Genomic DNA, 13543 nt, shown 5'->3' with positions numbered 1-13543 from the left:
GATGCTGCTCAGAGAAATTGCTCATTCGCGCGCCGGAGACAAAGGCGACATATCGAATATCTCCGTAATCGCCTATCGGCAGGAGGACTATGCGCTGCTGGAGCGCACCCTGACGGCCGAGCGGGTGCGTGCGCATTTTGCCGGCGTGGTCCATGGGGAAGTGGTGCGCCACGCGCTGCCGCATCTGGGGGCACTCAACTTCGTGATGCAACGCGCGCTGGGCGGAGGGGTTACCCGGTCACTGGCGCTGGATGCGCATGGGAAGGCGTTGTCGGGGGTGATGCTGGACTTGGAGCTGGACTACTGACCAAGTCGCCCTTGCAGGCGGTGTCAAAGGCTCGCAGCCTCCATGAATACGGGTGCGATCATTCGAACCGGATCGGCTCGGCAGGACTGCGATCAAGAAGGTCCTCCAGCGCGCTCACATCCTCATTGATGAGGCCATGCTCTCGATTCATCTGGCAGAGCGCGTCGCCCATTCGCAGATGACCGCCAGGCTCCGCCACACCGTTCACTAATTCAGGGACCTCTGCTTCAGGGCTGTATGGCTGCAGGGCAGCGCGCAAGCTAGGCGCCAAAGATTTGCTCGAAAGAAATGGCGGTTGATCTGTCTTGGACATGGATGTTCGCTTTTATGTTGAGATCGCCGAATTTGGCGCAACAATTCAAACTCGTCCAGCGCCAAAGTCCCGTCTCGTAGGAAACGTGCTCGGTTGCGCTCATTCACTGCAAAAACGCGAGAAAAGACCGACGTTATTCGATCCGCGTCGGTACCGTAGTCAAAATTCATTTCCCAAAGGAAAAATAAGCAATTTTTCGCCGATACTTCTTGTCAGAACTAGGCATATTGCGACTGTCCAAACCCTGCAAGATTTGGTATCGTCCGCCCGTGATTGATTCTCGCACTGCATCAGCGCCCCCCGCTGACACACTCCCCCCGATATGAAAAAACCAATCCGAATCGGCACTCCTCTGTCTCCTTCCGCCACCAAAGTCATGCTGCTGGGCTCCGGCGAACTCGGCAAGGAAGTCATCATCGCCCTGCAACGCTTGGGCGTGGAAGTCATTGCCGTTGACCGTTATGAGAACGCCCCTGGCCAGCAGGTCGCCCATCGCGCTCACGTGATCAACATGACCGACGGTGCCGCCCTTGCCGCACTGATCGAGCAGGAGCAGCCCGACCTGATCGTGCCCGAAATCGAGGCCATTGCCACCGAGACCCTGGTCAAGCTGGAAGAAGTCGGCCGTGCCCGCGTGATCCCGACCGCGCGCGCTGCCTGGCTGACCATGAACCGCGAAGGCATCCGCCGCCTGGCCGGTGAAACCCTGGGCCTGGCAACCTCGCCCTACCGCTTTGCCGACAGCCTGGACGAACTCAAGGCGGCCATTGACCAGATCGGCTTCCCCTGCGTGATCAAGCCGGTCATGTCGTCTTCCGGCAAGGGCCAGTCCAAGATCGACGGCCCCGATGAAATCGAAGCCGCCTGGAACTACGCCGCCGCCGGTGGCCGCGTCGACTCCGGCCGCGTGATCGTCGAAGGCTTCATCGACTTCGACTATGAAATCACCCTGCTGACGGTGCGCTCGCTCAACGAAAACGGCGACACCATCACCAGCTTCTGCGACCCCATCGGCCACGTCCAGGTCAAGGGCGACTACGTCGAGTCGTGGCAGCCGCACCCCATGCCCAACGCCGCGCTGGAAAAGGCCCGCGACATCGCCCGCAAGGTCACCGAGAACCTCGGCGGCCTGGGTCTGTTCGGCGTGGAACTGTTCGTCAAGGGCGACATGGTCTGGTTCTCCGAAGTCAGCCCGCGTCCGCATGACACCGGCATGGTCACCATGGTCAGCCAGGTGCAGAGCGAATTCGAACTGCATGCCAAGGCCATCCTCGGCCTGCCGGTCAATACCGCCCTCAGGAGCCCCGGTGCCTCCGCCGTGATCTACGGCCAGCATGACGCCCGGGGCATCGCCTTCGATGGCGTGGCTGAAGCGCTGCGCATCCCGGGTGCCGACATTCGCCTGTTCGGCAAGCCGGAATCCTTCGCCCGCCGCCGCATGGGCGTGGCGCTGGCTTCCGGTGACAGCGTCGAAACCGCACGTATCCGCGCCAAGCAGGCTGCGGCCAAGGTCAAACCGGTCATTCCGCAGTGATCTTGCGCTCAGTCGCATGACGTGAACGGGCCCCGACGAAAATCGGCGCCCGTTTTGTTTTATGCGGGCAAATACCTCGCCGGGGAGCCAGAAACGATATAAACGATATGCCCGCGGCATGCCGCTATAATCACCGTCTCCCTCCACAACAGCAGCTTTGCTCACGATCATGAAGTGTGATGTCGCCATCCTCGGCAGCGGTCTGGCCGGTCTTTCCGTGGCCCTCCATCTGGCAGAGAAGTACCAGGTGGTGGTCGTTTCCAAGGGCGAGCTGCTGGACGGGGCCAGCAACTGGGCACAAGGCGGCATTGCTGCCGTGCTCGATTCGGGCGACAGCCACGCCCAGCATATCGACGATACGCTGGTGGCCGGTGCCGGCCTGTGCGATGAAAGTGCCACCCGCTACATCGTCGAACACGGCCGCGAGGCCATCGAATGGCTGATCGCGCAGGGCGTGCCCTTCACCCGCGACGACAGCGCCGAGCTGGGCTATCACCTCACCCGCGAAGGTGGCCACAGCCAGCGCCGCATCATCCACGCCGCTGATGCCACCGGCCACGCCGTCCAGGTGACGCTGGAGCAGCGCGTGCGGGCCCACCCCAACATCACGCTGCTGGAGCATCACTGCGCCATCGACCTGATCCATGCGCGCAAGCTCGATCCCAAGGCCGAACCGCGCTGCCTGGGCGTGCATGTCCAGGACACCGCCAGCGGCCGCGTGCTGGCCATTGCGGCCGGCCGCACGGTGCTGGCCACGGGCGGGGCCGGCAAGGTGTATCTCTACACTTCCAATCCCGATTCAGCCACCGGCGACGGCATCGCCATGGCCTGGCGCGCCGGCTGCCGGGTGGCCAACATGGAATTCATCCAGTTCCATCCGACTTGCCTGTATCACCCTTACGCAAAATCCTTCCTCATCAGCGAGGCCTTGCGCGGCGAAGGGGCCTTGCTCAAGCTGCCGGCTTCGGCGGGTGCTCTGGCGGGCCAGCGTTTCATGCCGGAACACGACGAGCGTGCCGAGCTGGCGCCGCGCGACATCGTGGCGCGTGCCATCGATTTCGAGATGAAAAAACGCGGGCTGGACCATGTCGACCTGGACATCAGTCATCAAAGCCCGGCCTTCATCGCCGAGCACTTCCCGACCATCCAGGCGCGCTGCCTGGAGTTCGGCATCGACATCACGCGCCAGCCCATCCCGGTGGTGCCGGCAGCGCACTACACCTGCGGCGGCGTGGTGACCGACATGGCCGGCCGCACCGACCTGCCAGGCTTGTATGCGGTCGGCGAGACGGCCTATACCGGGCTGCATGGCGCCAATCGCCTGGCCAGCAATTCGCTGCTGGAATGCCTGGTGCTGGGCCGCTCGGCGGCCGAAGATATCGAACGGGAGTTGTCCGCGGGCACCTGGCGCATCGCCGAGGTACCGCAATGGGATGAAAGCCGCGTCAGCGATGCCGACGAGGAAGTGGTGATCGCCCACAACTGGGACGAGCTGCGCCGCTTCATGTGGAATTACGTCAGCATCGTGCGCACCGACAAGCGTCTCGAACGCGCCCAGCACCGTATCCGCCTGCTCAAGGAAGAGATCGACGAGTACTACGCCAACTTCCGCATCTCGCGCGATCTGCTGGAGCTGCGCAACCTGGTGGATGTGGCGCAGTTGATCGTTTCCAGCGCCCTGATGCGCAAGGAAAGCCGCGGCCTCCACTTCAGCCAGGACTATCCACGCACCCTGCCCCGCGCCACACCGACCATCCTGCCGGGACGCCCGTAAGCGGCTATTTGCGCTGGCGGTATTGTTTGCGGTAGACGTTGGGGGCGGCCAGCACGTCGGCGACGGTCTGGCTGTAGCGGGTGGCGGCCTCCCCTTCCAGGGTATCGAAGTGCAGTACGGGCCGTTCGCGCGGCACGGGCATGCATTGCGCGACCGGCATGCCTTTGGGCAGTACGCCGACAAACTCTTCATCGGTCCAGACGGCAGGGAAATTGATACCGGCGTCATGGAACTGGTCCGCATCCACCAGTCCTGAGAGCAGCCGGAACGGCAGGTCGTGGCGATTCACCGGATGCGTCGCAAAGAGTGACCAGCCAGGTTCCAGTTCGATGGTCCAGAAGCTGTTGAACTTCAGCACCAGCGCATCGCCTTGTTCGAACGGTGTACCGGTGACCTGCGCGGGCGGATGAAAACTCAATGGTGCGCGCGGATGGCCCTCCACGGTGGTCGCCGGGGCTTCCCAATCCCAACTGAAGCTGCCTTTGTCCACGTGCACGTCGCAGGGCAGCAGGATCATGAAGCCATGGGCCATCGCATCGATGAAGGGCGGGCATTGCTTGACGGTACGGATATCGCGGTCATGCAGCGCGGAGAAGGCCTTGGCCGGCATGCCGCGGATCCAGTCGGGAATCAGCTCGCGGGCCAACCGGGGGCGTGGGAGATGGTCAATCAGCGCAGGATCGCAGCGGAAGTGGATTTGCGGTGAGGGCATGAGGTTCAGGGGCGATATGAAGATTCAAGGCCAGGCCTTTGCCCGAAACAGCGGAGCAATGGGGCGAAGCCAATGATAGCGCGCCACGGTCGCCCTCCGGATATGAAAAAACCCGCCTTCAGCGGGTTTTTTCAGGGTGGTCAGGTTTAAGAAACTTCATACGACGCTCAACTCTTCGGACAGCTCGGGGTGCTTGATGATCAGCCGTAGCAGGCATAGCACCCCTCCTGGTGGCGCGAACCGTCCTTGTTCCCAATCGCGCAATGTCGCTACCGGGGTTTCGATGCGCTCGGCAAAAGCAGCTTGCGTCAGCCCGGATTTCTCCCGTGCCTGACGCACGATGATCTGCTCCGGGGTTGTGACACGCCCAACCCCTGCCTTCGCCTCTGCAAGTGCTTGCCGCAGATCGGGAAGAGCCTCACCAACATCGGCCTCAACAGCCTTTGCCACCTTCTCAACGTCGATTTTCCTGATGCCCATGTCACACCACCTTCTTGATGTCAGCGGAAAGCATGTTGGAGCGTTCGGCTTTCGCATAAGCCGCCACCAGCAACACCACTTCCTGCTCCGTCAGGTTGAAGTAGATCACCCGCGCGCCGCTTGACTTGCCTGATCCCGAACGGCTCCAGCGAACTTTGCGTGCACCATCAGCACCTGGGATCACATCCCCGACCAGCGGGTTCAAAGCAATCCAACCGATGAAGGCCAGTCGCTCATCCTCTGACCACAGCTTCTCGGCCTGCTTCTGGAAGGTCGGAGTTTCGATCACGGTGCGCATGGATCGAATTATACGGGATACCCGTACTTAGTCAATCCATGCAGACCGAGATCCCCTCTTCGTCAACGACAGGCGCAGGATCACTCCCACTCAATGGTCGCCGGCGGCTTCCCCGAAATGTCATAAACCACCCGGTTCAAGCCACGCACCTCGTTGATGATGCGATTGGACACGCGTCCCAGCAGCTCATGCGGCAGGTGCGCCCAGTGCGCCGTCATGAAGTCCTGCGTCTGCACCGCACGCAAGGCCACCACGTATTCGTAGGTACGGCCATCACCCATGACGCCCACCGACTTCACCGGCAGGAACACGGCAAACGCTTGGCTGGTCTTCTCGTACCAGCTTTGACCATCGTCATCCTTCGTATTGCGCAGTTCTTCGATGAAGATCGCATCCGCACGGCGCAGCAGGTCGGCGTACTCTTTCTTCACTTCACCCAAGATACGCACACCCAGTCCAGGACCCGGGAACGGATGGCGATACACCATCTCCGGCGGCAGGCCCAGCGCCACGCCCAGTTCGCGCACTTCGTCCTTGAACAGTTCGCGCAGCGGCTCCAGCAGCTTCAGGTTCAGCGTTTCCGGCAGGCCGCCGACGTTGTGGTGGCTCTTGATGGTGTGGGCGGTCTTCTTGCCCTTGCCGGCGCTTTCGATCACGTCCGGATAAATCGTGCCTTGGGCCAGCCACTTGGCGCTGGTCAGCTTGGCCGATTCGGCCTGGAACACTTCCACGAATTCGCGGCCGATGATCTTGCGCTTGGCTTCGGGATCGGTCACGCCCGCCAGATGGCCCATGAACTGCGCAGTGGCGTCCACATGGATCACCTTCACACCCAGGTTCTTGGCAAACATTTCCATGACCATCTTGCCTTCGTCCAGGCGCAGCAGGCCGTGGTCGACGAACACACAGGTCAGCTGGTCACCGATGGCGCGATGGATCAGCGCTGCCGCCACGCTGCTGTCGACACCGCCCGACAGGCCCAGGATGACTTCATCGCTGCCCACTTGCTGGCGGATCATCTCGACGGCTTCGGCGATGTAGTCCGGCATGTTCCAGTCCGACTGGCAGCCGCAGATCTCGTGCACGAAGCGGCCCAGCATGGCCTTGCCCTGCACCGTATGAGTCACTTCCGGGTGGAACTGCACACCGTAGAAACGACGCTCTTCGTCGGCCATGCCGGCGATCGGGCAGTTGCCCGTGGAGGCCATGAGCTTGAAGCCGGCGGGCAGTTCGTTGACCTTGTCACCGTGGCTCATCCACACCTTCAGCATGCCGTGGCCTTGCGCATTGGTGAAGTCGCTGATGTTGTCCAGCAGCTTGGTGTGGCCGTGCGCGCGCACTTCAGCGTAACCGAATTCACGCAGGTGGCCGTTCTCGACCTTGCCGCCCAGTTGTTCGGCCATGGTCTGCATGCCGTAGCAGATGCCCAGCACCGGCACGCCCAGTTCGAAGACCGCTTGCGGGGCACGCGGCGTGTCGCCTTCGGTGACGCTGTTGGGGCCGCCGGAGAGGATGACGCCGGCCGCGCCGTAGTTGCGCACGAACTCGTCGGTCACGTCATGCGGGAATACCTCGGAAAACACACCGGCTTCGCGCACGCGGCGAGCGATGAGCTGGGTCACCTGGGAACCGAAGTCGAGGATCAGGATTTTCGAATGCGAATGCGTGGACATGGGCAGTGAGGTCTGGCTACGTTAAAAATGGACTTCTGAAAAGATCAACAGCCCGACAGCCTGGCACAAGGCCGGTGGACTGTCGGGCTGTGGCCGCATCGAAAATTACTCGGCGCGGTAGTTCGGGGCTTCCTTGGTGATCTGCACGTCGTGGACATGCGATTCACGCATGCCGGCCGCGGTAATCTCGACAAACTCGGCGCGCTCGCGGAAGTCGTCGATGGAGGCACAACCGCAGTAACCCATGGAGGAGCGCACGCCGCCCACCAGCTGATACAGGATCGCAACCACGGAGCCCTTGTAGGCAACGCGGCCTTCGATGCCTTCCGGCACGAACTTGTCTGCGGTGTTGTCGCCGTCCTGGAAGTAGCGGTCGGCCGAACCGTCAGCCATCGCACCCAGCGAACCCATGCCGCGATACGACTTGTAGCTGCGGCCCTGGTACAGGATCACTTCGCCCGGGGCTTCTTCGGTACCGGCGAACATGCTGCCCATCATCACGGCCGAAGCGCCGGCGGCCAGCGCCTTGGCGACGTCGCCCGAGAAACGGATACCGCCGTCGGCGATCACCGGAACGCCAGTACCCTTGAGGGCTTCAGCGACGTTGGCGATGGCCGAGATCTGCGGCACGCCGACGCCGGCGACGATACGGGTGGTGCAGATGGAGCCGGGGCCGATACCGACCTTGACAGCATCCGCGCCATGTTCCACCAGAGCCTTGGCGGCAGCGGCGGTAGCGATGTTGCCGCCGATGACTTCGACGTGCGGGTAGCGGGTCTTGACCCACTTGACGCGGTTGAGCACGCCAGCGGAGTGGCCGTGGGCGGTGTCGACCACGATCACGTCCACGCCAGCGGCGACCAGCAGCTCGATGCGCTCGTCATTGTCCGGGCCGACGCCGACGGCGGCACCCACGCGCAGCTTGCCGTGTTCGTCCTTGCAGGCGAAGGGGTGTTCGGTGGATTTTTCGATGTCCTTGACGGTGATCAGGCCGCGCAGCTCAAACGCATCGTTGACCACCATCACGCGCTCCAGGCGGTGCTTGTTCATCAGACGCTTGGCTTCTTCCGGATCGGCGCTGGAGCCGTTTTCCTTGACGTAGACCAGCTTGTCGCGCGGGGTCATCTTGGCGCGGACTTCTGCGTCCAGTTCTTCTTCAAAGCGCAGGTCGCGGTTGGTGATGATGCCGACCAGCGCCTTGCCTTCCACCACCGGGAAGCCGGAAATGCCATGCTGCTTGGACAGCGCGATGACGTCACGGATCTTCATGGTGGGGGGGATGGTGATCGGGTCACGGACCACGCCGGACTCGAAACGCTTGACCTTGGAAACCTCGCGCGCCTGTTCCTTGGGCGTCAGGTTCTTGTGGATGATGCCGATGCCGCCCTCTTGCGCCATGGCAATGGCCAGGCGGGATTCAGTCACTGTATCCATTGCCGCGGAGACCAGCGGAATGTTCAGCGAGATGTTGCGCGTCAGGCGCGTGGTCAGGGAAGTGTCTTTGGGGAGGATGTCCGAGAAGGCCGGAACGAGCAGCACATCATCGAACGTGAGTGCTTTTTGGAGAAGACGCATAGTGTTTCCTATAGGCGCAAAACCGAATTATACAGAAAAGCTGAACGCGCGTCTTGCTCTACTTGCGTTTCTCCCTCCGGGCGTCGTAAAAATGCCGGAAGGCTGGGATTCCGGGCCGGGCAACAGCACCGTTCAAGGGCGGTCCGCTTGCTCCCGGTGCGCGGCGCGGCGGCGGCGCGACTGCTTGGGGTCCGCAATCAGCGGCCGGTAGATCTCAATGCGGTCGCGTGCGCGCAGCACCGTGTCGAGCGTTTTGATCTTGCCGAAGATGCCGACCTTGCACACCGACAGGTCGATGGCCGGCTGCTCGCGCAGCAGGCCGCTGTCCAGAATGGCCTGCTGGATGGTACTGCCGGGGGCTACCTGCAGGTCCTGCAGGATCTGCAGGCCGGGCGCGGCGTAGCAGAGCTGCACTTGCAAAAAGGCCTCTTCAGCCATATATCTGTTCGGCGCGTTTGCAGAAGGAATCGACGAAGCTGTTGGCGATCATGCTGAAGACCGGCCCGATCACCCCTTCCAGGATGCGGCTGGAAAATTCATATTCCATGTCGAATTCGATCTTGCAGGCATCCTCGCGCAGCGGCTTGAAGGTCCAGCGGCCTTCGAAATGCTTGAACGGGCCTTCCACCAGGCGCATGGTCATGCTGGTCGGGCGCACGTTGGTGTTCTGGGTGCTGAAGGATTGCTTGAGGCCGTGATAATTGATCTTGATCTTGGCCGTGAGGCTGTCATCACTGCGCTCGGAAACCTCGACACCGCCACACCAGGGCAGGAATTCAGGGTAATCCTCAACCTTGTCGACCAGGTTGAACATCTGCTCCGCGCTATAGTTGATCAGGACGGTTTTGTGTACGACTGCCATCGAGGGTGATCCGTTTGATAAAATCGCAAAGGCACAATTTTAACCGACGAGACGAATTTTTATTTAGATGAGCATTATTGATAACAAAAAGGCCTTTTTCGATTACTTCATCGAAGAGCGATTCGAAGCAGGCCTCGTCTTGCAAGGTTGGGAAGTCAAATCGATCCGCGCCGGCCGCGTGCAACTCAAGGAAGCCTACGTGATCGTGCGCAATGGCGAGGTCTACCTGTTCGGCTGCCACATCAGTGCACTGACCAGCACCTCCACGCACGTGCATCCGGAAACCACCCGCACCCGCAAGCTGCTCCTGAATGCCGCCGAGATCAGCAAGCTGATCGGCAAGGTGGAACGCTCCGGCTACACGTTGGTGCCACTGAACTTGCACTACAGCAAAGGCCGCGTCAAATGCGACATCGGCCTGGCCAAGGGCAAGAAGCAGCACGACAAGCGCGAGACCGAAAAACAGCGCGACACCCAGCGCGAAATCCAGACGGCGATGAAGCAGCATCGCCGCTGATCCCTTCCTGCCTCTCCTTGACTGCGACCACGGCTGCCTTGTGCAGCCGTTTTCATGTCTGCTTGCAACGCGCTTACGCCCAACCCTCAAACCGTTCACGGCAAGCGGCGACGATATCCTCCACCACACTGCCCCACTGCCCCCGCTGCTGCTGGCGGAACAGCTTCACCGAGGTATACCAGGCAGTCTGCTCGCCCTGCAAGCCCCAGCGCCACTCGCCCTCCAGCCGCTGCGGCAGGAAGCACGGCAAGCCTAACGCGCCGACCAGGTGCACCACGGCGGTATCGACGCTGATGACCAGATCCAGCGCGCAGGCCAGCGCTGCCGAATCGGCCCAGTCCGCCAGCGGGAAGGTGCGGAGCCGGCCAGACAGCTCCTGATGCACGCCCTGATCGGCCAGCGGGATCTCGACTTGCAGGCAGACCACCTCTACCGGCAACTCAAACAAAGGTAGCCACTCGGCCAGTGGCACGTCGCGGCTGGGATGCGGCGTGGCGTACTGGCGACCGGCCCAGGCCAGGCCGATGCGCGGACGGCGCGGTGAAGCCGCCGCTGTCTCGGCCAGACGCTGCTGCCATTGCTGAAGGCGAATCGGATCCACATTCAGGTAAGGCGCGGCCGGAGCCTGGCTCGGATGCGGCAGATCCAGCAAATACGGAAGACTGAGCAAGGAAGCGTGACAATCATGCGGACCGGCTTCACTGACATGCGCCACGCAGCGAACCTGCGCAAAGGACGGCACGAGCACTGCCAGCAAGCCCGCCGGGGCACACAGGGTGACCTGTGCCGCCTGCGCTGCCACCAGCGGCAGATAGCGAGCAAATTGCAGACAATCGCCCTGCCCTTGTTCAGACCACAGCAGGATGTGTTTGCCACTGAGCGACTCGCCGTGCTGCCAGCACGGACTGGGCGTGGTGATGGCGCGCCGGGCCAATTCCGGAATCCGGAAGCGCGCTTCATGTTCGCGCCAACCTTCGGCGAAGTCCCCGCGCGTGAGCAACATATGTGCACGCCCCACCTGGGCTTGCGGAAAGTCGGCATGCCAGCGCAAGGCTTCTTCATATCCGGCTTGAGCCGCTTCGATCCGGCCCATGCGACGCAGGATGTCGGCCCGATTGAAAGCGATCAGGGCGCGCGCCTCATCCTCGGCCGCGTCGTCGGGATAGCAGCGCAAGGCCTCTTCATGGCGATTCAGCCGCAGCAGGATATCGGCATGCAGGGCCTGGTCCTCCAGCGCCGGCAGCGGGAGGGCAGGTTCGATGGCGGACAAGGCCGCATGGGGTTGGTCCAGCTGGTGGTACAAGCGCGCCAGCAACACCCGCTGATCGACAGGCCTTGCGCCCTCCTGCAGCAGCCGCGCTTGGAGCGCATCGGCCCATTGCAGCAAGACGGCACGATGCGCCACACGGGCTTCGTCGTAATCGGGCAGCAGATCGAGGCAGGCTTGGTAGGCAGCGGCCGCGGCAGGAAGATCGCCGTTTTCCTGCAACAGGCTGGCACGCTGCATGAGCACGGGCAGGAAGCCGGCATCGAGTCGCAGGGCCTGATCGAGAGCGGCCAGGGCGGCGGCAGGCTGGCCTGCACCGCGCAGGGCGATGGCCTCGCACATCAGGCCCATGATGCCAGCCAGGGTGGCGGGGTCGGGAGCATTCATGGCCGGCAGCTTAGCATGGCTGCCGGCCCGGGCACGGCCCTTCCCGTCACGCCGTGGTATCGATCAGGTTGCCAGTGGTCTTGCCTGCGGCCAGCTTGCTCTGCAGGCTTTGCAGGAAGCTCGAGAGCGAGGTCGTGGATGACGACGCGCCCAAGGAACTGAGGAGGTTGCTGAATGCACTTTCCAGCGAGGAGACGGTGCCGTCTCCTGAGCCTGCATCAGTGCCGCTGCTGCTGCCGGAGAGGCTGGAAATGAGGCTCTGGAGATCCGCCTCCAGCCCTCCTCCCGGTGGCGGCGGACGGCCGCCCGGCGTGTAGGCGCGTGCGGTGGTGTCGGTACTGGTCGAACTGGTGCTGCTGCTCGTGCTGCTGGTATCGCTGGTGGCCGATACGCTGCTGGTGCTGCTGTCGTTGGAAGACGTGGAGCTGGCCGGGGGCGGTCCCGGCGGCGGATTGTTCTGGCCCTTCAGAGCCGCCATCAATTCCTGCAGGAAGGCATCGAGCTTGGAATCGACGTTGGCCGACGAGATGCTGCTGCTGGAGGAAGTGGTGGTAGCCGACGTGACCGAAGTGGCGCTGGTGGCCGAGCTGTCGAGATCGACGCCCAGCGCGGACAGGATATCCTTGAGCGCCCCGATGAGGCCCCCGCCCTTGTCACCACGCGGCGGCGGCGGTGGCGGCGCATCCATGCGCGGCGTGGCGCTGGTCGAAAAACCGCTGGTTGCAGACAACGCCGACAGATCGGCAAGACTGAAATTGCTGGACGACACGCTGCTGATGGCCATGACGGACTCCTTTTATTGTGCGCGATGCCCCATGCATCGCTCCCTTGTACATGCCAAAAGTATCGGTCATCAAGACGTGTTAAGTTGATGCCTGCTGCGTAAAGCCGAGTAAAGTCTTGTTAAGCGCGCTCGTCCGGCCTCAGCGCCCCAGCCAGGCCCGGTGCGGGTTGCCGTCAGGCACTGATGAATGGAAAGCAAGAAAATGCGAGTTCTCGTACTTTGGCAGGCAGCGGCCGGCCGCGGTAAATGAATGTAAAGATGCAATTGTAAAGAAGGCCTGAAACACTTCTGCAAAACCTTTTACGGCATATTACGGGCTGCCGACGCCCTGCGGCCTGAAGGCAGGGCAATTCGAGAATGGAATGCAGCAATGTCTAAAGTGCTTTTGATCGACGATGACGTGGAGCTCGTCGAGATGCTCAAGGAATACCTGGAGCAGGAAAAATTTGAAGTCAACGTCGCCCATGACGGCGAAGCCGGTGCCGCCGAGGCGCTCACCGGCCAGTACGCCATCGCCGTGCTGGACGTGATGATGCCGCGCCTGAACGGCGTCGACACCCTGCGCCGCATTCGCGCCAAGAGCAACATGCCGGTCGTGATGCTGACCGCCAAGGGCGATGACACCGACCGCATCATCGGTCTGGAACTCGGTGCCGACGACTACGTCCCCAAGCCCTGCACGCCGCGCGAGATCGCTGCCCGCATCCGTGCCATCCTGCGTCGCGCCTCGGCCGAAAGCAGCGAGCAGGCGCCCTATTCGCCGCTGGCCGTGGGGGCCCTGTCGATGTGGCCGGAACAGCGCCGTGCCACCTGGAACGGCCGTCCGCTGGAACTGACCAGCAGCGAATTCAACCTGCTTGAAGTGCTGGCCCGCAATGCCGGCAAGCCGGTCAGCAAGCAGACCCTGTCGGAGCAAGGCCTGGGCCGTCCGCTGGCGCGCTTCGACCGCAACATCGACGTCCACCTCTCCAGCATCCGCCAGAAGATCGCCGCACTGGGCAGCGACAAGAGCTGCATCCAGACCGTCTACCGCCTGGGCTACCAGTTCATCAAGGAATAA

The 13543-nt window shown here is 62.4% G+C and carries 15 protein-coding genes; 5 read left to right on the top strand and 10 right to left on the bottom strand.

Translation table 11 applies throughout. From position 1 onward, the window contains the following. The first annotated feature begins 1 nt into the window (after position 1). A complete protein-coding gene (locus ACWFUC_RS16340) occupies positions 2–307 on the top strand; it encodes an AtuA-related protein (protein ID WP_034336919.1) in 306 nt (101 codons plus the stop codon). 58 nt (positions 308–365) lie between these two features. On the opposite strand, the gene ACWFUC_RS16335 is transcribed toward ACWFUC_RS16340, so the two are convergent. Further along, entirely contained in the window at positions 366–620 is a 255-nt protein-coding gene (locus ACWFUC_RS16335; protein WP_083859734.1) for a hypothetical protein, read from the bottom strand. Positions 621–942: 322 nt separating this feature from the next. Between ACWFUC_RS16335 and purT the strand changes: the two genes are divergently transcribed. Then, positions 943–2154: a formate-dependent phosphoribosylglycinamide formyltransferase gene (gene purT / locus ACWFUC_RS16330; RefSeq protein ID WP_489625416.1), complete on the top strand. Its 1212-nt coding sequence runs from the start codon at positions 943–945 to the stop codon at positions 2152–2154. 169 nt (positions 2155–2323) lie between these two features. Then, entirely contained in the window at positions 2324–3928 is a 1605-nt protein-coding gene (nadB, locus tag ACWFUC_RS16325; RefSeq protein WP_121040032.1) for an L-aspartate oxidase, read from the top strand. Between the two features lie 4 nt (positions 3929–3932). Here the strand turns inward: nadB and ACWFUC_RS16320 are convergent, their stop codons facing one another. The 7 genes from ACWFUC_RS16320 to ACWFUC_RS16290 form a co-directional block, all read right to left on the bottom strand. After that, the gene (locus ACWFUC_RS16320) at positions 3933–4640 is read right to left on the bottom strand and encodes a hypothetical protein (RefSeq protein ID WP_489625415.1); all 708 of its coding nucleotides are present in this window, start codon (positions 4638–4640) and stop codon (positions 3933–3935) included. A gap of 156 nt (positions 4641–4796) precedes the next feature. Beyond that, positions 4797–5120: a helix-turn-helix domain-containing protein gene (locus ACWFUC_RS16315; RefSeq protein ID WP_489625414.1), complete on the bottom strand. Its 324-nt coding sequence runs from the start codon at positions 5118–5120 to the stop codon at positions 4797–4799. A gap of 1 nt (position 5121) precedes the next feature. Continuing rightward, positions 5122–5418: a DNA-binding protein gene (locus tag ACWFUC_RS16310; RefSeq protein ID WP_489625413.1), complete on the bottom strand. Its 297-nt coding sequence runs from the start codon at positions 5416–5418 to the stop codon at positions 5122–5124. An 80-nt stretch (positions 5419–5498) separates the two neighbouring features. Then, on the bottom strand, positions 5499–7091 hold the full coding sequence (gene guaA, locus ACWFUC_RS16305) for a glutamine-hydrolyzing GMP synthase (protein ID WP_134222283.1): 1593 nt from the start codon (positions 7089–7091) through the stop codon (positions 5499–5501). Between the two features lie 105 nt (positions 7092–7196). Next, a complete protein-coding gene (guaB, locus tag ACWFUC_RS16300) occupies positions 7197–8666 on the bottom strand; it encodes an IMP dehydrogenase (RefSeq protein WP_489625412.1) in 1470 nt (489 codons plus the stop codon). 132 nt (positions 8667–8798) lie between these two features. Then, a complete protein-coding gene (locus ACWFUC_RS16295) occupies positions 8799–9104 on the bottom strand; it encodes an RnfH family protein (protein ID WP_039788241.1) in 306 nt (101 codons plus the stop codon). After that, positions 9097–9528, bottom strand: coding sequence for a type II toxin-antitoxin system RatA family toxin (locus ACWFUC_RS16290; RefSeq protein WP_034336959.1), 432 nt, complete (start codon positions 9526–9528; stop codon positions 9097–9099). Before ACWFUC_RS16290 ends, ACWFUC_RS16295 begins: the two co-directional genes overlap by 8 nt. Before the next feature lie 67 nt (positions 9529–9595). Here ACWFUC_RS16290 and smpB point away from each other — a divergent pair, with 67 nt between their 5' ends. Next, positions 9596–10045, top strand: coding sequence for an SsrA-binding protein SmpB (gene smpB / locus ACWFUC_RS16285; protein WP_088753876.1), 450 nt, complete (start codon positions 9596–9598; stop codon positions 10043–10045). Positions 10046–10118: 73 nt separating this feature from the next. Here smpB and ACWFUC_RS16280 read toward each other — a convergent pair whose 3' ends face one another. Together ACWFUC_RS16280 and ACWFUC_RS16275 are read right to left on the bottom strand one after the other, a co-directional pair. Then, on the bottom strand, positions 10119–11699 hold the full coding sequence (locus ACWFUC_RS16280; RefSeq protein ID WP_489625411.1) for a glycosyltransferase family protein: 1581 nt from the start codon (positions 11697–11699) through the stop codon (positions 10119–10121). A gap of 46 nt (positions 11700–11745) precedes the next feature. Beyond that, entirely contained in the window at positions 11746–12483 is a 738-nt protein-coding gene (locus ACWFUC_RS16275; protein ID WP_489625410.1) for a hypothetical protein, read from the bottom strand. A 370-nt stretch (positions 12484–12853) separates the two neighbouring features. On the opposite strand from ACWFUC_RS16275, the gene ACWFUC_RS16270 reads away from it, so the two are divergent. Beyond that, positions 12854–13543 (top strand): response regulator transcription factor, encoded by a 690-nt coding sequence (locus tag ACWFUC_RS16270; protein ID WP_039788247.1) that lies wholly within the window; start codon positions 12854–12856, stop codon positions 13541–13543.

The sequence above is a fragment of the Herbaspirillum sp. Her4 genome, assembly GCF_057961335.1.
This window is presented reverse-complemented; position numbering and strand designations above follow the sequence as displayed.